The sequence below is a fragment of the Nonomuraea sp. NPDC003804 genome, from assembly GCF_040610675.1.
Taxonomy (GTDB): Bacteria; Actinomycetota; Actinomycetes; order Streptosporangiales; family Streptosporangiaceae; genus Nonomuraea.
Map to the genome: position 1 here is coordinate 1 of NZ_JBEXMT010000006.1, position 21,802 is coordinate 21,802.

Annotated in this window: 21 protein-coding genes; 9 read left to right on the plus strand and 12 right to left on the minus strand. The window is 71.8% G+C overall.

The genetic code is table 11. The annotated features are described in order from the left end of the window. Positions 1–112: 112 nt before the first annotated feature. On the minus strand, positions 113–766 hold the full coding sequence (locus ABZX22_RS09620; protein WP_354907175.1) for a response regulator transcription factor: 654 nt from the start codon (positions 764–766) through the stop codon (positions 113–115). Further along, positions 756–2,840: a sensor histidine kinase gene (locus tag ABZX22_RS09625; protein WP_354907176.1), complete on the minus strand. Its 2,085-nt coding sequence runs from the start codon at positions 2,838–2,840 to the stop codon at positions 756–758. The genes ABZX22_RS09620 and ABZX22_RS09625 overlap by 11 nt, the downstream gene beginning before the upstream one ends. 164 nt (positions 2,841–3,004) lie before the next feature. Here ABZX22_RS09625 and ABZX22_RS09630 point away from each other — a divergent pair, with 164 nt between their 5' ends. After that, entirely contained in the window at positions 3,005–3,676 is a 672-nt protein-coding gene (locus tag ABZX22_RS09630; protein ID WP_354907177.1) for a hypothetical protein, read from the plus strand. A 10-nt stretch (positions 3,677–3,686) separates the two neighbouring features. Then, on the plus strand, positions 3,687–7,064 hold the full coding sequence (locus tag ABZX22_RS09635) for a BTAD domain-containing putative transcriptional regulator (RefSeq protein WP_354907178.1): 3,378 nt from the start codon (positions 3,687–3,689) through the stop codon (positions 7,062–7,064). A 289-nt stretch (positions 7,065–7,353) separates the two neighbouring features. On the opposite strand, the gene ABZX22_RS09640 is transcribed toward ABZX22_RS09635, so the two are convergent. Both ABZX22_RS09640 and ABZX22_RS09645 read right to left on the minus strand, forming a co-directional pair. Next, complete coding sequence (locus tag ABZX22_RS09640) at positions 7,354–7,875, minus strand: GNAT family N-acetyltransferase (protein ID WP_354907179.1); 522 nt, start codon at positions 7,873–7,875, stop codon at positions 7,354–7,356. Positions 7,876–8,078: 203 nt separating this feature from the next. Next, positions 8,079–8,771, minus strand: coding sequence for a TetR/AcrR family transcriptional regulator C-terminal domain-containing protein (locus ABZX22_RS09645; protein ID WP_354907181.1), 693 nt, complete (start codon positions 8,769–8,771; stop codon positions 8,079–8,081). A gap of 54 nt (positions 8,772–8,825) precedes the next feature. Here ABZX22_RS09645 and ABZX22_RS09650 point away from each other — a divergent pair, with 54 nt between their 5' ends. The 3 genes from ABZX22_RS09650 to ABZX22_RS09660 all read left to right on the plus strand — a co-directional run bounded on the left by ABZX22_RS09650 (position 8,826) and on the right by ABZX22_RS09660 (position 12,479). After that, the gene (locus ABZX22_RS09650; RefSeq protein WP_354907182.1) at positions 8,826–9,995 is read left to right on the plus strand and encodes an NAD(P)/FAD-dependent oxidoreductase; all 1,170 of its coding nucleotides are present in this window, start codon (positions 8,826–8,828) and stop codon (positions 9,993–9,995) included. A gap of 494 nt (positions 9,996–10,489) precedes the next feature. Next, the gene (locus ABZX22_RS09655) at positions 10,490–11,077 is read left to right on the plus strand and encodes an isochorismatase family protein (protein WP_354907184.1); all 588 of its coding nucleotides are present in this window, start codon (positions 10,490–10,492) and stop codon (positions 11,075–11,077) included. Positions 11,078–11,786: 709 nt separating this feature from the next. Further along, on the plus strand, positions 11,787–12,479 hold the full coding sequence (locus tag ABZX22_RS09660) for a hypothetical protein (protein WP_354907185.1): 693 nt from the start codon (positions 11,787–11,789) through the stop codon (positions 12,477–12,479). Positions 12,480–12,547: 68 nt separating this feature from the next. Here ABZX22_RS09660 and ABZX22_RS09665 read toward each other — a convergent pair whose 3' ends face one another. After that, positions 12,548–12,991, minus strand: coding sequence for a hypothetical protein (locus ABZX22_RS09665; RefSeq protein ID WP_354907187.1), 444 nt, complete (start codon positions 12,989–12,991; stop codon positions 12,548–12,550). A gap of 723 nt (positions 12,992–13,714) precedes the next feature. On the opposite strand from ABZX22_RS09665, the gene ABZX22_RS09670 reads away from it, so the two are divergent. The 4 genes from ABZX22_RS09670 (at position 13,715) to nfi (ending at position 16,166) form a co-directional block, all read left to right on the plus strand. Further along, a complete protein-coding gene (locus ABZX22_RS09670) occupies positions 13,715–14,215 on the plus strand; it encodes a hypothetical protein (RefSeq protein WP_354907189.1) in 501 nt (166 codons plus the stop codon). Positions 14,216–14,301: 86 nt separating this feature from the next. Then, complete coding sequence (locus tag ABZX22_RS09675; protein ID WP_354907191.1) at positions 14,302–14,859, plus strand: TetR/AcrR family transcriptional regulator; 558 nt, start codon at positions 14,302–14,304, stop codon at positions 14,857–14,859. Further along, on the plus strand, positions 14,856–15,248 hold the full coding sequence (locus tag ABZX22_RS09680; RefSeq protein ID WP_354907193.1) for a DUF6463 family protein: 393 nt from the start codon (positions 14,856–14,858) through the stop codon (positions 15,246–15,248). Before ABZX22_RS09675 ends, ABZX22_RS09680 begins: the two co-directional genes overlap by 4 nt. Positions 15,249–15,509: 261 nt before the next feature. Further along, the gene (nfi, locus tag ABZX22_RS09685) at positions 15,510–16,166 is read left to right on the plus strand and encodes a deoxyribonuclease V (protein WP_354907194.1); all 657 of its coding nucleotides are present in this window, start codon (positions 15,510–15,512) and stop codon (positions 16,164–16,166) included. Positions 16,167–16,170: 4 nt separating this feature from the next. Here nfi and ABZX22_RS09690 read toward each other — a convergent pair whose 3' ends face one another. The 7 genes from ABZX22_RS09690 to ABZX22_RS09720 form a co-directional block, all read right to left on the minus strand. Beyond that, entirely contained in the window at positions 16,171–17,061 is an 891-nt protein-coding gene (locus ABZX22_RS09690; RefSeq protein ID WP_354907196.1) for an alpha/beta hydrolase, read from the minus strand. Beyond that, positions 17,058–17,348 (minus strand): hypothetical protein, encoded by a 291-nt coding sequence (locus ABZX22_RS09695; protein WP_354907197.1) that lies wholly within the window; start codon positions 17,346–17,348, stop codon positions 17,058–17,060. The genes ABZX22_RS09690 and ABZX22_RS09695 overlap by 4 nt, the downstream gene beginning before the upstream one ends. Beyond that, positions 17,345–17,647, minus strand: a complete 303-nt coding sequence (locus ABZX22_RS09700; protein WP_354907198.1) for a hypothetical protein — start codon at positions 17,645–17,647, stop codon at positions 17,345–17,347. Before ABZX22_RS09700 ends, ABZX22_RS09695 begins: the two co-directional genes overlap by 4 nt. Before the next feature lie 12 nt (positions 17,648–17,659). Continuing rightward, on the minus strand, positions 17,660–18,667 hold the full coding sequence (locus ABZX22_RS09705; RefSeq protein WP_354907199.1) for an alpha/beta fold hydrolase: 1,008 nt from the start codon (positions 18,665–18,667) through the stop codon (positions 17,660–17,662). A gap of 14 nt (positions 18,668–18,681) precedes the next feature. Beyond that, entirely contained in the window at positions 18,682–19,788 is a 1,107-nt protein-coding gene (locus ABZX22_RS09710) for an NAD(P)-dependent alcohol dehydrogenase (protein ID WP_354907201.1), read from the minus strand. Continuing rightward, positions 19,785–20,435 carry a hypothetical protein gene (locus ABZX22_RS09715; protein WP_354907202.1) on the minus strand — a complete coding sequence of 217 codons (651 nt, stop codon included), beginning with the start codon at positions 20,433–20,435 and terminating at the stop codon, positions 19,785–19,787. Before ABZX22_RS09715 ends, ABZX22_RS09710 begins: the two co-directional genes overlap by 4 nt. A 74-nt stretch (positions 20,436–20,509) precedes the next feature. Further along, a complete protein-coding gene (locus tag ABZX22_RS09720; RefSeq protein ID WP_354907204.1) occupies positions 20,510–21,802 on the minus strand; it encodes a ferritin-like protein in 1,293 nt (430 codons plus the stop codon).

Below are 21,802 nucleotides of genomic sequence, written 5' to 3' on the forward strand. Positions count from 1 at the left end.
CCCCAAGTCCCCCCCCGGAAACCCGCGCCGCCCCCGGGTTACCCCGGGGCCCCGCGCCTGCGTTCGGGGCTCGGTGGCAGGTCCCGGTGTCGCCGCGGGACGGCCATGGGGATCAGCGGCCGAGTCCCGCGTCCCTGGCGCGGAGGATGGCCTCGGCCCGGTTGGCGACGTGCAGCTTGGCGAAGATGTTGGAGACGTTGTTGCGCACGGTCTTCGGTGACAGGAACAGGGCGGCCGCGATCTGCGGGTTGGACCGGCCTGCGGCGATCAGCGCGAGGATCTCCCGCTCGCGCGGGGTGAGCTGCGGGAACGTGGTGTCGTCCGGCCTGGTGGCCGGGCCTGAGAAGTACTCGGCCACGCGCCGCGCGACCGAGGGGCCGAAAATGGCCTCACCGTGGGCGACGGCCTGGATGGCACGGACGATCTCGGCCTGGTTGGCGCCTTTCAGCAGGTAACCGCGGGCTCCTGCGCGCATCGCCTCGAACAGGGTGGCGTCCTCCTCCGACATCGTCAGCATGAGGACGCCGATGTGCGGGCTGTCCGCGACCACGCGCCGCGTCGCCTCGATGCCGTCGAGGCCGGGCATGGCGACGTCCATGACGACGATGTCGGGCTGCAGGGCGGCGGCGCGTTCCACCGCCTCCAGACCGGTCGCCGCGGTGCCGGCCACGTCGATGCCGGGGATCGAGCCCAGCAGCACCGCCAGCCCGTCGCGGTAGATCGGGTGGTCGTCCGCGAGCAGCACGCGGATCGGCTCATCGGACACCTGCCACCTCCATGGTCTGCTCCAGCGGAAGCCTCGCGCGCACGAGCGTGCCACCGCCGGGCGGGCAGCTGACCTCGCAGTCTCCGCCCAGCTCGGCGGTGCGTTCGCGCAGCGACAGCATGCCGACCCCGGCCACGACGTCAGGTTCGATGCCGGAGCCGTCGTCGCGCACGAGCACCTCCAGTGCCCCGTCCCGCACGCCGAGTGAGATGTCGCAGCGCGCGGCGTCGGCGTGCCGTGCCACGTTGGCCAGCGCCTCCGACACGATACGGTACGCCGCGACCTCGACCGCGGCAGGCAGCGGGGCGAGCCCGTCGCCGGACACGACCACGTGCAGGCCGCCTGCGCGGACGCGGCCGGCCTGCTGCTCCACCGCGCGGAGCAGGCCGAGCTCGTCGAGCGCCGGCGGGCGCAGGTCGTGCACCAGACGGCGGACGTCGGCCAGCACGGTCGAGACCTCGGCGGCCGTCTGCTCCAGGATGCGATCGGACTCCGCGGGCGCGGTGGCGGCCAGGTTGCGGGCCGTCTCGATGCGCAGGGCCACGGCGCCCAGGCTCGGCCCGAGCCCGTCGTGCAGGTCACGGCGCAGCCGGCGGCGCTCCTCCTCACGGGCGAGCACGAGCTGGGCGCGGATGCGTTGCAGGTCGGTGCTGAGCTCGCTGGCCCTGGCCGCCGCGGCGGCCTGCCGTACGAGGTCGCCGAGCAGCCGCTGGTCGCGTTCCGTCAGGTCGGCTCCGCACAGCACCAGGCGGCCCACCGCTTCGGCGCGGTAGGCGACGGGCAGCGAGACCGACGGGCCGCGCGGTGAACCGTGCTCGACCACGGACCGCACGCCGCCCGGCCGCTCGATCTCCACCCGCACGTACGGCAACCGGAACGCCTCCGCCACCGTCCGGGCCAGGGCGAGGAGTTGCTCGTCCGGCTCTATGGCGAGCTCGAGCCGCTGGGCGAGGGTGGAGACCATCGCGTACGGATCATCGCGCGCCCCGCGGACGAGCCGCCGTGCCGCCCGCCACAGCCAGGTGCGCAGCGGCGAGTAGGCGACCGCCACGATCGCGGTCGCGGCCAGCGCGGAGTCGCGTTCGCCGAGCACGCTGCCCGCGAGGGTGAACACCGCCACATCGATCACCACCACCGCGACCGCGAGCACGCCGTACAGGAACGTCGCGGGCAGCAGCCGGTCGATGTCGTACAGGCGGTATTTGCTCACCGCGACCAGGACGGCGCCCGAGGTGAGCCCGAGCGCAGCGCACAGCAGCAGCGGCGGCAGCTCCGGCGGTGCCACCAGCGGCAGCGGCAGCACGAACATGCCCACCAGCGCCGCCCAGGTCAGCCAGCGGATCTGCGCCCGCCGCTCCGGATCCGCGACGCGGTAACGGTGCACCATGACCGCGAAAGGCACCACGAGGCTCACCGGCACCGCGGCCCTGGCGACTTCGAGCACGGGCAGCCAGACCTCGTAGGGCAGGCCGACGCTGAACGGGTCGAGGTCGAGCCGGGCGATCTCGGGAGGCAGCGGGGCCGCGTCGTAGCGGGTCAGCACCTCCATCGGCGCGAACGCCCAGACGGCGGGCAGCAGCGCGGTCAGCGCGAGACTCGCCGCCGACAGCCACCGCCATACTCTTCCGGACGGCAGGCGCCCGTCAGGGAACAGCAGGATCAGCAGCGGCAGCCCGATCAGCAGCGCGGCGCCGAACCGGGCGTAGAACCAGTAGGCGAAAGCGGCCCATGGCGCGCCAGGGGACACGTAGATCGCGTGCACCGCCCATGCGCCGAGGAAGCCGTTCAGCGCCCAGGCGAGCCCGGAGAGCGTCAGCACCCATGCGACCGGATGCCGGGGCAGCCGCCGCAGCAACAGCGCGCCGGGCACGGCCTGGGCCAGCCCCGCCAGCGCGGAGGGCCAGCCGGCCTCGTCGAGGTCGCTGTTCGGCGGAAGGGCCACGCCGGCGTTGCCGACGTCCAGCAGCACGGTGCCGACCAGCAGCGCGGCCGCGCACACCGTCACGGCCACCGGCAGGACCACGGGCCGGCGGGCAGAACTCGACGCCGGGATCCCTGCCGGTCCGGCATTCATCACCCGAGCATTGTCGCCGGGTTCGTGTCCTGATGTCCCGGGACAGCCTGTCCCGGGACAGCGGGCGGAGCGCCGGGACCTGAGTGGGGACGGGCGACCCTGCCTGCCCGGGACGGCGGACGCGCATCGTGGACACCGTCGCCATTCGCAACCGGAGGGAAAGCATGGACGCCCGCATCACAGACGAGCCGGCCAAGGCTCGCACGGATCTCCAGAGCATGAACGGCTCGCCGGGCACCGGCCGGCGACCGATCGGCGTCGCCGCCGTCCGCCTCGCCGGCGCCGGGCTCACGGCGGGCACGCTTTCCTGGGCAGCGGCCATCTTCGTCTTCGGCTCGACCGGCGTCGGCGTGGGAGAGCGCGTCGTGGACCTGACCGGCCTGCTGTTCCAGCTCGGCGTGTTCTGCCTGCTGTGGGTGCAGATGAGGACCCAGGCCATCGGAACCTCCCGCGCCGCCGCCGTGGCGCTCAGGGTCGAGGCGGTCCTGCTGGGCATGGCCAGCGTCTGGTCGTTCCTGCACGGCGTCCTGCCGGACGACGTGAAGAACGCGGACTGGCTGGCCGCGCTCGACCTCTGCTGGCCGCTGTCGATGCTGGGCATGGCAGCCATCAGCGTGAAGCTGGCGGTCGCGGGCCGGTGGGTCGGGAAGCTGCGCTGGTGGCCGCTGGTCGCGGAGAGCTGGGCCGTCGTGACGGTCCCCTCCTACCTGGTGCTCGGCGAGGACGTGTCGCGCTGGGTGGGCGGTGGGCACCTGGTCGTCGGGTACGCCGCGCTCGGGGTGCTGCTTGCCGTCCGGCCCGGCCACGTGGCCTTCGTCCCGTCCGAGAAGGCGTGAGCGAGTACAGGTGGAATTTCGAGTCCTGGGTTCTTTGGAGGTGCGCGACGCCGAGGGAGGACCCGTCGAGCTGGGCGGTCCGCGCCCGCGCGCCGTACTGGCCCGGCTGCTGATCGCGCGGGGCGCGGTGGTCTCCGCCGACGCCCTGCTCCACGACCTGTACGGCGACGCGCAGCCGCCCAGCGCCCTGGCGACGCTCCACTCGTACGTGTCGAACCTGCGCCGCGCGCTCGAACCCCGACGCCCTCCGCGCACCAGGCCCACCCTGCTGATCGGCCGCCCGCCCGGTTACCTGCTGGCGACGGACCGGGTGGACGCGGTCCGCTTCGCCGACCTGGTGGGCCGGTCGGAGCTGCGTTCGCCGGGGGACGCGCTGGTCTGTCTGGAGGAGGCCATGGGGTTGTGGAGGGGCGCGCCGTACGAGGAGTTCGGCGACCAGCTATGGGCGCTCACCGAGGTGAGCCGGCTGCACGAGCTGCGGCTCACCGCCGTCGAACGGCACGCCCGCACGCTGCTCGACCTGGGCCGCCCGCAGGCCGTGCTCGCCTTCCTGGAGGCCGAGACGATGGCCAACCCGCTGCGCGAGCGGCTGTGGTGCCTGCTCGCGCTGTCGCTGTACCGCACGGGGCGTCAGGCGGAGGCGCTGGCCGTGCTCCGGCGCGCGGCCGACCTGCTGGCCGACCAGCTCGGCCTCGACCCGGGCCCCGAGCTGCGCGCCATGGAACGTGACATCCTCCACCAGGCCGATTCGCTGGCCGCCGTCGCGCACGACGCCGTCCTGCTTCTGGCCGCCCCCGAGACCGCCCTGGCATCCTCGCCCCAGCACCGCCCGACGCCCGAGACCAGCCCGACGCCCGAGACCAGCCGGATGCCCGAGCCCCGCCCGACGCCCGAGCCCCGCCCGACGCCCGAGGTCGGTCCCGTGCCGGGGCGGGTGCTGCGCGGGCGCGACGGCGAGCTCGCCGCGTTGCTGGCGCCGGCCGGCCGGGCCGCGCACGCCGGGCTGTCGGTCGCGGCGGTGACCGGGGACCCTGGCGCAGGCAAGACCTTCCTGCTGGAGGCGTTCGCCGAGCTCTGCGCGACACGGCTGGGGCAGCTGGTCCTCTGGGGCCGCTGCCACGACGACGAGACGACACCGCGGCTGTGGCCGTGGATCCAGGTGTTGGACACGCTGGAGCAGCACTGCCCGGCGCAGGATCACCACCTGGTCGCGCCGCCACAGGACCAGTGGCCGGACGGGCACGCCGCACCGCCAGGCGCGAGCCGGACCGTCGCCCGACGGCTGATCGCCGCCGCCGGGTCCCGCCCGCTGGTGATCATCCTGGACGACCTTCAGTGGGCCGACCCCGCCTCGCTCGGTCTCCTCAGGGACCTTCTCGTCCTGGCGAAGGACGCCGCGATCACCCTGGTGACCGCGTTCCGTACCGGCTTCGACGGCCCGCTCACCACCTGGGCGCGCTACGACCTGGTCCGCGTGCCCGTGACCGGCCTCGGCGCCGACGCCGTGCGTGCCGTCGCCGCCGACCTGGGAGTGCACCTGGACGAGGCGTCCGCCCAGAGAACGACCCGGCTCACCGGAGGCAACGCGTTCCTCGTCCGCGAGAGCATCCGGGCGAGGAACCTGGACGCCGTCCCCGACGCGGTCGCCGAACTGGTGCGGCTGTGGCCTGCGCCCCTGCCCGGGATGGCGGAGGTGCTGGCGGTCGCGGCGTCGATCGGCGGAGCTTTCGATCCCGCGCTGGTGGCCGAGGTCGCCGGAGTCGAGGCGTACGGCCTGCTCGACGAGGCGGTCCGCGGAGGACTGCTGAGGACCGACGGGGCCGGCCGCCTGGCGTTCGCCTGTGACCTGGTCCGCGAGGCCGTGCGCCGCGGCATCGCGCCCCTGCGCGAGGCGGCCATCCACCGGGATCTGGCCACCGCCCTGTCCTCCCGTCCCTCCACCGAGGTGGCCGTCATCGCCCGCCACGCGGTCCAGGCGGGACCTGCGGCGTACGGCGAGGCCGTCCGCTGGGCCGTGACCGCCGCCGAGCACGCGGACATGCATCTCGCCTACCAGGAGGCGGCCACCTGGTGGGACAGGGCGGTCACCGCCCACGACGCCTCAGGGGGCGACCCGGCCGAACACGTCGAACTCCTCCTGCGCAGGACCCGTGCGTGCCTGAACGCCGGGGACCCGATCGCCGCGCGCCGGGCCAGAGCGGTGGCGCTCCGCGTCGCCGACCGCGGGGACCGAGGGACCGGCCTCGTGGTCCGCGCGCTGACCGCGTTCGACGTCCCGGCCTTGTGGACGTTACGGGACCCGTACGAGCCGGTCGATCTCAGGCTCGTGCGACGTTTCGAGGCCGCGCTGCGCGACCTGCCCGCCACCGACTCTCCCGAGCGGGCCAGGCTGCTGGCCGGGCTGGCTCAGGAGCTGTACGACGGCACCTGCGACCCGCGTCGCGACGACCTGTCCGCTGAGGCCGTCGCCATGGCCCGCCGCCTGGGCGACCCGCACCTGCGCATGCTCGCGCTCAACGCCCGCCACCTCGCCCTGCCCCATCCACGGCATCTCCCGGAACTGCAGCGCATCTCCGCCGAACTGCACGACCTCGCGGCACAGACGAACACTCCCGAGTTCGAACTGCTCGCCCACATGATGGACACCCACCACCACCTCGAAACGTTCGTCCTGCCCGCGGCCGACCGCGCCGCCGCCCGCTGCGACACCCTGCTGGAACGCCTCCCGCTGCCCTGGCCACGCCTGCAACACACCCTGTGGCGGGCCAACCGGCTCGCCATGGACGGCCGGTTCGACCAGGCCGCCCTCCTGTACGACGACGCCGAGGCCCAGTCCGCCCACCTCGGCGTCTGGCACGCCCGCCAGGCCGTCGCCATGGGCCGCATCGGCCTCGGCTTCCACCAGGGAACGATGGCCGAGGCCGGCCCGCTCATCGACGCCGTCCACGCCGTCCACCCCACCCTCGGCCACGACGTCCGGACCTTGCAGCTGTGCGCCCAGGGCCGCGTCGGCCAAGCCAGGCTGCTGAACGACGGCCCGCGCCCCGCGCCGCGCCGCGACTGGTCGTGGCTGTCCATGGTCTGCCTGCGCGCCGCCGCCGCGGCCGCGCTGGGCCGCCCGCACGAATGCCGCGCCATCTACGACACCCTCCTGCCCTACAGCGGCCGTGTCTCCGCCCTCTCCGCGGTCGTCTGCATGGGGCCGGTCGACTGGTACCTGGCCCTGCTGGCCGCGGCGATCGGCAGGCACGAAACGGCCGCCGCCCACCTGAGCGCGCTCGAACGTCAGGCCGACGCCAACGGTCTCCTGTGGTGGCGCGAGCGCGCCGCCGCCGCGTCCCGGCGCCTGCCGGAACGCAAGCCCCTCCACCTCGTCACCAGAGGATGACGGTTCCGACCGGCACCGCTGGGGGTACCGTCCCCGCATGTCACCCGGGCGCGGTCGTGCGGCACGCCGGCGCGACCCCCGGTGCGTACCGCACCGGAATTCCTGAGCCTGCCGAACTGAGTAGCCAGCCGGGCCCGGCCGGGGTCCACCCTGGTCGGGCCTCTTGCGTTCAGGGCGACCGCGGCGGCCGCCATGGGTCCGGCCTACGAGGCCGCGTTCGCCTCGGTCGCCGGCGGGGTGAGCAAACCGGCCGACTTCCACATCTCGGTTGCGGCCTGCCGCACGGCCGTCACAGTCGGGGCCGGGGCACGGTTCGCTCGAGCTCCACGAGGGCAAGCAGAGGGCCCTCGCCGAAGTCGTGGTTGTGTCGCCTGCCGGTCTCGCCGAAGCCGTTCTTGGCGTAGAAACGGCGCGCCTGGGCTGATTCCCGAAGCGTCCACAGATGCACGCGGTCATGGCCGACGTCCCGCAGCCGGTCCAAGATGGCGGCCAGCAAGGCCGCCGCGAGGCCGCTGCCCCAGACGTCTGGGTGGGCGAAGAAGGTGTGGATCTCCGCGAGGCCGGGGCGGAAGGAGGAGGCCCCGAAGCGGGCGAAGGCGCCTGGACGATCATCCAGGAGCGCGAGCAGAACTGTGTCCTTGCCCTCGGCGAGGATGGCGTCCCACTTGGTGCGCCGCTCCTGGATACCGGCGGCAGCGACCTTCGGGGTGCACAACGGGCCGTGCGAGATGCCCCAGGAGATCGCATGGATCTCGCCGAGGACGTCCCCGTCGCCTGGTCCCGCCTCGCGGATCGTGATCATGCCCTGCATGAAGGAGACTCTACGCGGTGACGTCGAGGGATGAGCCTCTCGGTTTCGCACCTCGCCCCCATGCCGGTGATTTCTGTCGTGGCGGAGTGCTCGCGGTGGGGGCGCTGCCTGTGCGGGCGTGGCCGCCGGGCCAGTCGGCTGCTGCTCGCCAGGTTGGGCCGACTCGGCACGGACACCGGCCAGGCCTTGCCGACGGTGCCGTGTCACGCCGGCGGCCGGGCGAGTTTGGCGGCCACGGCGTCGAGGACCCAGTCCAGTCCGGTCGAGAAGGACTCCTCGGCGTCCACCTCGGTGCCGTCGTGCACGGCCTTGGCCAGCGCGGGAAAGCGGCCCGTGGCCAGCATCCTGCTCACATGCGGGCCGTAGGCGCGCTGCCAGTCGCGCTTGGACAGGCCCGTGGCGCGCTCGGCCCGCAGGTTCGCGATCTCGCGCCTGATCGCGCCGGTGAAGTAGGCGCTGACGGTCTCCACGGCGCGCATGACGGTGTCGAGGTCGGCGAGGCCGTCGAGGGCGGCCAGCGTGGCCTCGGTCACGGCGAGGGCGTTCGGGCCCAGGCTCGGACGGCCGCCGAGCAGGTCGGCCAGCCATTCGTGACGGAGGGCGGCCTGCCTGGTGCGGTCGGCGCGGATGCGCAGCACCTCCCGCCAGTCGCCGGGCTGCTCCTCGGGGAGGATCTCGGCGTGGACCTCGTCCACCATGAGGTCGAACAGCTCCTCCTTGGTGGAGATGTATCCGTACAGCCGCATCGGGCCGGCGTCCAGCCGGGCGGCGACCTTGCGCAACGACACCGCCTCCAGCCCGCCCTCGTCGGCCAGCGCGATGGCGGCGGCGACGATTCGCTCGCGGTCGAGTGGCGCGGGGCGAGTCGGCGGCTCCGGCCGGTCCCACACAGTCATGGGTTACATCGTACTGTTGCGATACAGCGTCTCGGCAAAATACAGTGTATCGATATGAGACATCGTATCGCCGTGATCGGAGCCGGCCCCGCCGGCCTTACCTTCGCCCGCGTCCTGCACCGCCACGGTCACCCCGTCACCGTCCTCGAACGCGATCCCGCCCCTGACGCCCGTCCCCCGGGCGGCACGCTGGACCTGCACGAGAATCTGGGCCAACTCGCGCTGGGCAAGGCGGGGCTGCTGACGGAGTTCCAGGCGCTGTCCCGTCCCGAAGGGCAGGCCATGCGCATCCTGGACGTGGACGGGACCGTCCTACGCGACTGGCAACCCCGTCCTGATGACCGGGCCAATCCCGAGATCGACCGCAGGCAACTCCGTGACCTGCTGCTCGGCCCTCTGGACGTTCAGTGGGGGCGGGGCGTGACGGAGGTGGTGCCGGGGACCGGGGATGGCGTGCTGGTCCGTTTCGCGGACGGGCGAGAGGAGACGTTCGACCTCGTGATCGGCGCGGACGGCGCCTGGTCCCGGGTCCGTCCGGCGGTCTCGTCCGTGACGCCGCACTACACCGGCGTCACCTTTGTCGAGACCTCCCTGGACGACGTCGACACCCGCCACCCCGACCTCGCCCGGCTGATCGGCGACGGCTCCATGGCTGTGTACGGCGTGAACCGCGGCCTCGTCGCCCAGCGCAACAGCGGCGGCCACGTCAAGGTGTACGCCCAGTTCCGCGCGCCGCTGGACTGGCACACGAACCCGGACCGGCATATGGGCCTCAACCGGCGCGCGGGCATGGACGCGGGCCTGGACCTGGCCGACGTCGAGGCCGTGCGATCAAGCATGCTGGCTCTGTTCGACGGCTGGGCCGCTCCCGTCCTCGACCTCTTCCGCCACGGCACCGCTTTCGTCCACCGCCCCCTCTACGTCCTGCCCGTGTCCCACACCTGGGCCCACGTCCCCGGGGTGACGCTACTGGGCGACGCCGCCCACCTGATGCCCCCACTCGGGTTGGGCGCGAACCTTGCGATGCTGGAAGGCGCCGAACTCGCCGAGTCCGTCGCCGCCCCCGGCCCAGGCGAACTGGACGAGGCCGTCCGCGCCTTCGAGGAACAGATGTGGGCACGGGCCGGCAGGTGGGCGAAGATCACGATGGCCGGGCTGGAACGCCTCGTGAGCCCGGACCCCACCGAAGCCCTCGCCCTTTTCGACGAACTTCAGCCATCCTGACCGCCAGGCGCGACGCCACGGCTTCACGGGACAACACGGCACGGCCGCGGTTCCTTCCGGCAGTTCCGCCGCCATAGGGCGGGCAGCAACCGGACGGCCGGTGCCGTTAGCCAGCCAGGGCGGGTGCGCTCGCCCTCGCGATGGAGAAACTCAACGGTTCCAAGAAGGAACACCCGCGCCAGCGCGGTGTGGCGCTGGCGCCGGGTGGCGCCATGAGTGGGCGGGCGAGTGCTACTCCTTGCGCTGCCCTCAGGGACCGGCCGCGGTTTCGGCCGGCCGTACGGTCCGGCGACCGAGCTGCCCCCAGCGCGAACACGTAGAGTGAGAATGCTTATACTCAATGTCACAATCGAGTGGATGTGATCCGGGATCCGGCGGGGTGAACCGCGTGGCCGTGCGCGCCACACCGGTCGGTGAACGTCCGGATCGTGGTGTGCCCGCCCGCCGACGGCGGGGTGATCATCGGCGAATAGACCGAGAAAAGGGGATTTTCCGTGAGTCGTGCACTGATCATCGTCGATGTGCAGAAGGACTTCTGCGAGGGCGGCAGCGTTCCAGTGAAGGGCGGCGCGGATCGAGCCGCCGCCATCGCCGAGCTGGTCCGGCGCGCCGACGGACAGTATGACTTCGTCGTCGCCACCCGTGACCACCACATCGATCCGGGCGCCCACTTCTCCGACAATCCCGACTTCCAGGACTCATTCCCCGTGCATTGCGTCGTCGGTAGTGAGGGAAGCGAGTTCCATCCGGATTTCGCGCCCGCCGTCGACTCCGGGCACGTCGACGAGGTCTTCTTCAAGGGCGCTCACTCCGCCTCCAAGAGCGGTTTCGAGGGCTCGACCCAGGACGGCACGACACTGTCCGCCTGGCTGAAGGCCCGTGACATCACCGACCTCGATGTCGTCGGCATCGCGACCGACCACTGCGTGAAGGCCACCGCTCTGGACGGAGCGCGCGCGGGCTTCACGGTGCGGGTCCTGCTCGACTACACCGCCGGCGTCGCTGCCGACACCACGCGCACCGCACTGGACGAACTGCGCCGGGCCGGTGTCGCGCTGAGCGGCGAACCTGTCGTCGCCTGAACAGGCCGGTCCGGCCCGTTCAGGCGGTTCGGATGACCTCGCGGATCAGTGCTTGGCGTTGCCGCCCGGGAGGAGAGTCCCAAGGCCCTGGCACGCCGGGGCGTTCCGGCGTGGCCCGTATCCGCCCAGGGTCCCGGCCCTCGACTCGGGTCGGGGCCACCAGGGGCAAAGTAGAGCAGCCCGACCTGGGCAAACACGTCTCCCGCGCGTTATCGCCCCGTGGACGCCCGACTGCCCGACCGGACCGAAACCCGGCCTTGACTCGGATGCACTCCACCCTCTGCGACCTGCGGCGATCTTCTACCTTGCGGCGGCGGTGAGCGGTCGGGGTGGAAGCACCGTGCGTTTTGGAGGGTCGAAGACCTCTGCCGGCGGGGTTGGAGGCGCCGGCCACGGCGGGCTGCTACCTGCCACCGGCCTGGCCAGCGGGCGTTTGAGCGGTCCCATCAGCGGCCCTGCTGCCGGAAGCAGCCCATGGGCGAGGCGCCGCAGGCGGTGACGCCGAGACCGGTAATCCGCAGGAGGGCGGCGAAAATCGTCTTCATGGCCCTGACTGTGGCCCGCTCGGATTGACAGCCGGTTGACAGGAGATTGAGGTGAGCGCGGTCTGGCCGTTCATGGACATGCCACCAACCGGCACATGCGGCTGATCCCTGGATCGCATGGAATATCCGCCTGCACAGCGTGATCCGTGCGGTAGGAAGGCACCGTGACCAACGATCAGCGGCAGGACAGTCGATGGCAGGACCGCTCACGCGTGACCCGTCCCGTAGAGATCCTGGTGAGCGCCCTGGCGGTCGGAGCGGGATTCGGCGCGGCAACCTCCCTCGTGAACGCCCTCTCCCACAGCTACGCCGACCTTTCAAGCCGTGCCTACACCACCAGCGGGTGGTCGATCGCGGAAATCATGAGCGTGCTGCTCGACTCCGGCTGGGCTTGGGCGGGTTTGGCGGTCGCAGTGGGGTGGCTGGTCACACGTGCCGGGGAGAGCCGCCCCACCGCACTGGCGCGGGGCGGTGCCGCCGCCGGCGCACTGGCCCTTCTTGCGGCCACAGCCGCCTACAGCATCGTGGACACCATCCGTAGCGGCGAGCAATTCCCCTGGTACGAGTCCGAACCGCCCCTGTGGTGGGTCGCCAGTGTCGTGTTCGGAGCGCCCTTGGGAGCCGTTGGTACATACGTCAAGCGGTCGGGAGTGATCGGTTTGCTCGCACGCTTGACCGTGCCGGTCGGCGCCGCCGTCCAGATGGTCGTGCTCGCGCCCGGCAGGAACGAGGTGGTCGAGACCATAGGGAAGACGATCGTATGGGCGGCGGCTGCGGCGAGTATCGGCTTCATCGTCGTCCGTTTCCTCCTCGTGGAGCGACGTCGGCGCTCCCTGGCAGCCGCGGAGTCGCCGTAAGTATGGCCTCGTTTGCAAGTCCCTCAGGGGGTCCTCAACGTTGGCCGAGGCAGAGACCGATGCCCCACTTACAAAAGCTGTGCCCGAACGAATCCAGCCAGCAGTACGGCGAAGCCGCCGATCTCACCGACGATCAGAGAGACCATGAACGCGCTCGTGCCGCGTACGGGATGGCGCAACTGATTGTCGGTGTCACGACGCCAGCCGTGGTAAACGTAGGTCCCGATCGCGGCCACGAAGAAGAAGATCATGACCCCCGCCGCCATCAGGTCGACCGACGACGGCCAGTCGCTCAGCTCGACGAACGCCGCGAGCAGCAGCGTCGCGAACGAATAGAGCAAGGCGGTTCGATGTGCGACGTCCACGTAGGGGTGAGCCACATGCTCCGCAGAGGTGGCCATCTGGCGATACTTCCATACGCCCAGCAGCAACGCCAGCAGAAAGATCAGGCCCGCCGCCAGCAGAACCACCTTGGCATCCATGCTCAGCACCACGACCGTGCGCGCCTCCATCCATGATCGGAAGTCCTCCCATAACTCGAACAACTATGTACGAATTACGGTGGAGATCGTAGCACTGGGCCGGAGAGGAGGCTTTCTGGCGCAGTTGGCGACGGCGGGGTGCAGCGGTGGACGCCGCTCACCGCGGACTGCAGGACCGAGGAGCTGCGAGCGTCCCCGTCACGGAACACCAGTTCGTCCCGCCCTCGGCCTGCACCGAGGTCGAGCACGAAGATCGACACTCCGGTACATGCCGTCGCCACCCCGGATGGATCGGCCTTCTGACGATCCACGGACAGGCCGGACCGCCGCGTCAGGCTGCACGCCGACTTCTCACGGCACCGCGACGCGGGAGACAAGATCTCCGCCGACCTGTTGCCGCGCAGGGTGAATGTCCAAAGGGGCTCCTGGATGTCCGGAAGCCGCTTCATCACGGTCGGCCCGCCAACCGCCACGTGAACCACCCCGGTAGCCGCCGGCTACCTACACCCAGGTCCGAGCATGGGAGGAGGCGCGCCCGGCTCTTCCGCTTCCGGCCCGGCCGCATCACGCGGGCGCCACCGGAAAGCCGGGACGCGCCCTCGCGACGACCGCGTGTACCGCGCGGCCGGTTACACCGCAAGGGGAGCGTGAGGTGGTGTGACCCGCCGCGGCGGGGCCCTCCCGGTCTCTGGTTACGGGGGGACGGGCGTGGGTAGCGCGACAGTTCCAGCTCCTCGCGTCAGGAGGGTTGCCGTGCCGGCTCTTCGCGTCATCGCGGCCACCGCGCTCTGCCTCGGCCTCGCCACCGGCGGGTGCACCGGCGTGACCCACGATCTCGACGATGTCACGCGGTTCCACCAGCCGCAGAACGAGGGTGCCAACGTCAGCCACCACGACGTGCACCTGCGCAACGTCTTCCTGCTCGCCGGCGCGCCCGGGCAGCCCCCGCCGGCCACGCTGCCCCTGTACGCCGTGATCATCAACGACCAGGGGCAGCCCGACCGTCTCGAGCGGGTCACCGTGGACGGCGGCGGCGGGTCGGTCCAGCTGGCCGCGCCGGTCGTGTTGCCGCCGGGGCGGCTGGTCGGGCTCGACCAGCCGATCGCCCAGGTCACCGGCGTGCGGCCGACGGGCTCGATCCCGATGACCTTCACCTTCAGCAGGGCGGGCTCGGTGCGGGCGCTGGTGCCGGTGAAGGAGAAGATCGGCTCCTACTCGACCGTCGCCCCCGGCCCGAGCGCCATGCCGTCGTGACGCCGTGATGCGCGCGGCAAAGGACGGCAGGCGCCGGGAACATACCATTCCGTATGGTACGGTGACGCGGACAAGAGAGGTTCACCATGGCGAGCAAGCGTGACTGGCTGGAGGCAGGGCTCCGGGTGCTGGGTGAGGACGGCGCGCCCGCGCTGACCATCGAGCGGCTGTGCGGCGACCTCGGCCTGACCAAGGGGTCGTTCTACCACCACTTCAAGGGCATGGCGGGCTTCAAGACCGACCTGCTGCGGCACTTCGAGACCGAGCACACCAGCCGCTACATCGACAGTGCCGAGGCGGTCGCGGACGCGGCGTCCGTCAAGCTCGATCACCTCGTCACCCTGGTGCTCGAGGACAAGGGCGGCAGCCACGACCTCGAGATCGCGATGCGCGCGTGGGCGGCGCAGGACGACGAGGTCCACGCGCTCCAGCAACGCGTCGACCGGCTGCGCATCGACTACCTGACCGCCCTGTGCGGCGGGCTCGTCGGCCGGCGGGCCGACGCCGGCCCGCTGGCCCACCTGCTGTACCTGGTGCTGGTCGGGGCCCAGCAGGTCGTGCCGCCGCTGCCCGCCGAGGACCTGCGAGAGATCTACGCGCTGGCCCTGCGCCTGGCGCCGGACAACCGGGGAGACGACGAATGAACGGGCTGAACCGCTGGGTCCCGCGGCTGATCATCGGGTTGGCGGTGCTCCATTTCGGGTGGGCGTTCCTCCAGCCCAACGCCTGGGCCGCGATCGCCGCCGACGGCTTCTTCCGCGGCGTCGCCGACACGGCGCTACCCGACTTCTGGGTACGCGAGTCGAGCGTGTGGTTCATGATCTCCGGCATCGCGTTCCTGGCGCTCGGCACGATGTCGCGGCACGCCGTACGGACGACGGGGCGGGTGCCCGCGCAGCTCGGGTGGTACATGCTGGCCATGGGCGTCCCGCTGTGCGTGTTCTACTTCCCCGTCACGGGAAGCTGGCCGATGCTGGCCATCGGGGTGCTGGCCCTGATCGCCGCGCGCCGTCCGGAAGGCGCCGGCGGCTGAGGTGACATCGCCCCGACGCGCGCCCGGTGTCGCCGGGCGGCCGGAGGGCGACGGGATACGCGAGCCGGGGGACGTCCGGCGGGTGGAGCGCGACGGGATACGCGGGCGCGGAGGACGTCCGGCGGGTGGAGCGCGACGGGATACGCGGGCGCGGAGGACGTCCGGCGGGTGGAGCGCGACGGGATACGCGGGCGCGGAGGACGTCCGGCGGGTGGAGGGCGACGGGATGCGCGGGCGCGGGGGACGCGGTTGGATGTCGGGATGACGAGCGCACCTCCATGGCCCACCACGATCGCCGAGGCCGAGGCCGAACAGGAGCGGCTGCGTCCGCTGGTCGACCTGTCCGACCCCGGCCCGGAGCGGGTGCGGTTCGTCGCCGGGCTCGACGTCGGCTACGCCGCCGAGGGCGACGAGGTGACCGGCGCCGTGGTGGTCCTGGAGGCCGACACGCTGCGGGTGGTCGACAGCGCGGTGGCCCGCGGGCCCGCCGCGTTCCCCTACGTGCCTGGCCTGTTCGCCTTCAGGGAGCTGCCGCCGCTGCTGGCCGCCATGGAGCGGCTGACGGTGGCGCCGGACCTGCTGGTCTGCGACGGCTACGGCCTGGCCCACCCCCGCCGCTTCGGCCTGGCCTGCCATCTGGGCGTGCTGACCGGCCTGCCGGTGATCGGCGTGGCCAAGACCGCCTTCGTCGGCGCGTGCGACGACCCCGCCGCCGAGCGGGGATCGTGGAGCCCGATCCTGCTCGACGGCGAGGTCGTGGGCCGTGCGCTGCGCACGCGCGACGGGGTGAGACCGGTGTACGTGTCCCAGGGCAACCGGATCGGCCTCGACAACGCCTGCGCCCACGTGCTGCGCATGACGCCCGCCTACCGGCTGCCGGAACCGATCAGGCAGGCCGACCGGCTGTCGCGCGCCTGAGCCCCTAGGCGGACGCGCTGACCTTGCGCAGGAACCGGTGCGCCGCCTCGGCGACGGCGACCGGGTTCATGCTCTGCATCCCGTGCGTGGCGTTGGGGATGCCGCACCGCTCGGCCTGCGGCAGCCAGTTCATCAGGAAGCGCTGGGTCTCCCTGAATCCGGGCATCGCCGACTCGCTGTCCAGGCCCATGACGGCCAGCACGGGCATGTCCGGTTTGCCGGCGACGAGCCTGTCGGCCTCGGACGGCTTGAAGCCCCACTGCGAGATCGCCGGGAAGTCGACGGTGAACGTGGTGTCCACGCATTCCTCGACCCGCTCCCACACGTCGAGCGGCCCGGTCATCTCCACGGCCGACAGGAAGTTCGGCCCGCACACCGACTCCATGTACCGCTGGGCGGCGCCGAGCTTGTCGCCGCTCTCGTAGAGCTTCATGGCGCCCATGAAGGCGTCGATGTTGGCCTGGATCGCCTGGGGCTCCTCGCGCGGCAGGTAAGGCTCCAGCAGGATCGCGCTGCGCACCCGCTCGGGGTGCGACAGCAGGAACTGGAAGGCGATCACCCCGCCGAAGGAGAAGGCCATGATGTGCGCCTTGTCGATGCCGAGGTGGTCGAGCAGCTCTCTGACGTGCTCGGCGCCCTCCTCGATGCTCAGGGCGTCCTTGTGGAGGGTGCTGCCGTTGTAGCCGGCCCGGTAGTAGCTGATGAACTGGTAGTCGTCCAGCAGCGGCTGGTGGAAGCGCAGCGGGGTGATGAGGCTGTCGGCGATGCTGGTGCCGTGGATGCACAGCACCGGCTCGCCCTCGCCGAGCACCGTGTAGCGGAGCTCGGCGTCGCTCACCTTGGCGCGCCGGTCGTGCTCGACGTTCCATTCCCGCCCGAGGTACAACCCGTTCATAGCAGATGCTCCCTGTCGAGGGTGGGCACGAGGTCGTGGACCAGGAACTCGAGGTAGTACTGGCCCCACAGCAGGTGCCAGAGGGAGAACTCCGCGTCGAAGGCCTCGCCGCGCGACTTGGCCAGGCGTTCCTCGAGATCCCAGACGAAGGAGTTGAACTCCTCTTCGGTGAAGGCCGCGCCCGCGGCGGCGATCACCTCGCTCTTCGGCTTGTCCTTGAGACTGTCCAGCAGTTCGGGCTGGTCGGCCAGCCCGCTCAGGAACCGGACCAGTCCTGCCGCGCTCATGAGAGCTCCTCGTCGGTGAAGCGGGAGACGACGTCGTGGACCAGATAGTCGAGGTAGCGCCGGGCCCACATCTGCCGCCACAGGCCGCTGGAGCCGTCGAACGGCTCGCCGTCCTTGCCGACGACGACGTCGACCTCCAGCCTGCCGATGACCTGGCCGGCCTCGGCGATGGTGAAGCGGAACCCGTCGCCGCGCGCGTGGAACATCATCCGCGACATGTCCATGGGCGCGTAGCGGTCGAGCATGGCGGGGCTGTCGCGGGCGGCCCGCAGGAACCTGACGAACTCTGCCTGTGACAAGGCGGGCCTCCCTCAGCCTTCCAGGGCGAGCCTGATGACGTCGTCGATCGCCTTCACGTCCTGCTCGCTGAGCCCGAAGGTGGCCAGGTGACCGTAGACGCTGTCGATCTCCCTGAACTGCGCGCCGGGGATCCAGCCGGCGTACTGCCTGCACTCCTCGGGCGGGAACAGGGCGTCGCCGGTGAGCGCGGCGACGGTGGCCTTGGCGGTGATGCGGCCGAGCACCTCGCGCAGCGTCTCGCCGTCGGCGCCGGGCCAGGACGTGCGCGCCTTGCGGGCCTGGACGACGACGTCGTTGGGGTCCTGCGGCAGCCAGAAGCCCTCCCAGAAGCCCTGCACGAACCCGTCGACGCTGTCGAAGCCGAGCGTGCGCCACACCTCGGCGTGCCCGTAGTAGAAGCCGCGCGGCGGCGCGGTGAGCGCGGAGCCGTGGGCGACCCTGGCCAGGCCGCCGCTGACGGCGGCCGCGTCCTGGTAGGCGCCGCCGTTCCAGTGGGGGTCGGCGGTGATGGGCTCCTCGACGACGGTCCTGAGCCACAGCTTGGTCCACGGGGGCGGGGTCGGCGCGCCGGCGATGGGGGCGATGCGCCGGACGGCGTCGCCGAACCTGAGCGCCCACTCGTAGACCTGGATGGCCCCGATCGACCAGCCGAGCACCAGGCGGACCTCGTGCACGTCGAACCGCTCGGCCAGCAGGGTGCGCTGGGCGATGACGTCGTCGGCGACGGAGACCTCGGGGAAGGCGGGCCCGGCGAACGGCGCGGGCGTGTTGCTGGGCGCGGAGGAGGGGGCCAGGCCGAAGTGGCCGGGCAGCACGATGAAGTACCTGCTCGGGTCGAGCGGGCGGTTCTCGCCGATCCATCCGTTGAGCACCTCGGGGGGCGCGCCGAGGAAGGTCGGGAAGACGATCACGTTGTCCTTGGCGGCGTTGAGCTCGCCGAAGGTCTGGTAGGCCAGGCGGGCCGCGGGAAGGGTGGCGCCCGAGGTGAGCCGGAAGTCACCGAGCTCGAATGTCTCCATGGTGGGATTGCCTCTCAGCCGAAACGCAGGATCGTTTTGAGGTTCTTGCCGGCTTTGAAGTCCTCGACGGCCGACTGGATGTCGGCGAAGCGGTACTCCTTGACGAGCGGCTCGATCGGCAGGCGGCCTGCCCTGATCAGCCGGGCCAGCAGGGGGATGAGCCGGTCGGGGTCGCTGTCGCCCTCGCAGACGCCGAGGATGCGCCGGCCCGGCAGCAGGCGGTGCACGTCGATGGAGACCTCCACCCCGTACGGCGGCGCGCCGACGACGGCGACCGCGCCGCGCGGCGCCAGCGCCTCGATGCCGGCGCGCAGCACGTCGGGGTTGCCGACGGCCTCGACGACGTAGTCGACGCCCGCTCCGGCGGTGATCTCGCGCAGGGCGGTGGCGATGTCGGCCTGGCCGCTGTCGACGGTGTGGGTGGCGCCGACCTTGGTGGCCAGTTCGAGCTGGTCCTGCCGGCGGCCGATGGCGATGATCTCACCGACGGGCATGAGCGCCGCGGCCATGACGGCGGCCAGGCCGACCGAGCCGGTGCCGATGACCGCGATCGAGGAGCCCGGCTCGGGCCTGAGCGTGTTCCAGACCGCGCCCGTGCCGGTCTGGACGCTGCAGCCGAGCGGGGCCAGCAGTTCGAAGGGCAGATCGTCGCCGACCTTGACGACGCTGCGCTGGTCGGCGATCGCCAGCTCGGCGAACGAGGACTGGCCGAAGAAGCGGCCGCCGAGCTGCGTGCCGTCCCTGCTGATGGGAGAGCTGCCGTCGGCGCGCTTGCCGCCGATCAGGTTCTGCGGGATCCAGGTGGTGCAGTAGGCGGGGTGGCCGACCCGGCAGGAGGCGCAGGCGCCGCAGGAGGTGAAGGTGAGCACGACGTGGTCGCCGGGGCGCACCTTGGTCACGCCGGGCCCCACCTCCTCGACCACGCCCGCGCCCTCGTGGCCGAGCACGCCCGGCAGCGGGAACGGGATGAGCCCGGCGGCGACGGTGAGGTCGGTGTGGCAGATGCCCGCCGCCTTCATCCGGACGAGGACCTCGCCGTGCCGGGGGTCGTCGAGGTCGACCTCGCGCAGCGTGAAGGGCGCTCCCGGCCCTTCGACGACCGCCGCCTGGGTGGTGGTCACAGCGTGTCTCCACTTCTGGTCGGGTAGGAGCTGGTCAGGCGGAACCACTCCGCGGGTCCCCATGCGGCGCCGTGCCCGACCTGTGGTGGTTCGCCCGTCACGCGTACGACGTAGTAGTCGAGCAGGCCGGGTGAGCGGCGCGTCCAGATCGAGCCTGCCTCGTCGTGGTGGCGCTGCCCGAAGTAGAGGCGGTCGCCGTCGATGCCCAGCAGGTCGTACTCCAGCGGGCACTCGTCGACGCCCGGCAGGTCGATCGGCGGGCAGCCGCCGATCGAGACGTCCTGCCACTGGCCCTTCTCCCAGTGGCCGCTGCCGGCCTTCACCTCCTCGGCGGCGGCGATGAGGCCGTCGTCGAACAGCCGCAGGCAGGTCTTGGTGCGGGAGAAGTCGACCTCCCTGGCGCCCGCGGTCACCGTGCTCGGGCCGAGCACGTCGAAGAAGCCGGTGATGATCAGCTCGAAGAGCCGTTCCCGGCAGCCGGGGTCCTTGTAGGAGTTGAAATGGATGGCCCAGAAGGGGCTGCGCAGCCAGAAGTCGTCGATGCCGTAGATCCCGGGGAAGACCTCGGCGGCGAACGGGCTGCGCCACCGTCCGTCGAGGATCTCGGGTGTGATGTCGGCGCTGGTGGTCGTGGCGCTGGTCGTCATACTGCCTCCTGCGGAAATGCTTCGACGGGCACGCGCGGGGGGTCAACGAACCGGGTCATACCTGGGCAAGTCCCTCACGTAGTTCGTGAGGTCGGCCGCAGGCGTGCCGGCACGTGCGCGGCCAGCCGTTCGGCGTACTCGGCGGCCCGGCGGCCCGCGGCCGCCACCTCGGCCGCCACCTCGGCCGGTGCGCCGCCGGCGCGCTCGACCTCGGCGCAGCGCTCGACCAGCACCCGCGTCCTCTCGTGCAGCAGCGCCCACGAGGGCTCGCGCCACGGCACGGTGTTGGTCATCGCGTAGTACATCTCGAAGGCGAAGCCCGCCGTGCGCCCCTCGTGGCCGGAGGGCAGCCTCGTCATCGCGGACGCCAGCGGCCTCAGGACGTCGGCCATCAGCCCGATCGCCGTGCCCACCAGCAGCCCGAGCTGCTCGTCGCTCTCGTCGGTGTGGGTGAAGAAGCGCGTGAGGACGTGCAGGACCAGCTCGTAGGCGACGACCGCGAGCTCGGCCAGGCCGCGCGCGCCGGGGTCGGTGAGCAGCGGCACGGGCCCCGCGATGTCGTACGGCTGGCGCAGGTACCCGGGCACCACGGGCCTGGCCGGCTCGAACGCGGGGTCGGCCGCGCGCAGGTCGCGATACTCCTGCCAGATGGCCAGGAAGCGGCCGTAGTGGGCCTCGCGCCAGTCGCCACGCGAGCCCTCGCCCTGCTCGATGATCGTCTCGATCGCGGCGAGCGCCGACTTCAGGTCGGTGACGGCGACCAGCTGCGGCCACCGGAACAGCTCGGGCGTGGCCTGCGCCCGCGGCGAGCCGACGAAGACGGCCTGCTCGCCGAGGTCGTCGCAGAGGGCGCGCAGTCCCTCCTCGAGACCGCGGTACAGGTGCCCGATGGTGGTGTACTCCTGTCCGCGCGGCATGAGCTCCTCGGGCGCGAGCGTGGTGCGGCCGGGCGCGGCCGGCACGAACTCGTGGGCGTCCTCCAGCTCCATCCCCTCGGGGCGTCCGAGGTAGAGGAAGTGCCGCAGCGCCTGCTCGCCGAAGGGCAGCAGGTCGAGCTGGAAGCCCGCCGGGAAGTAGCCGGAGCGCTGGGGGAAGTTCGGCCTGCCGAAGGTGGGCGCCGCCCCGATGGCCGCCGTCAGGTTGGCGACCAGGGCCAGGTGCAGCATCTCCTCGACCGCGATGCCGCGCAGCGTCGCGCGCCACCTGCCGACCGCCTCGGCCTGCACGGCGGTGAGCTCGCCGGCGTCCTTCAGGCTGAACTCCGCGTACAGGTACTGGCACATGATCATGTGCTCCAGCTGAGCGGCCTCGATGAGCAGCCACCACAGATGTTCCCTGTTGGCCACCACGATGCTGGGCTCGGACAT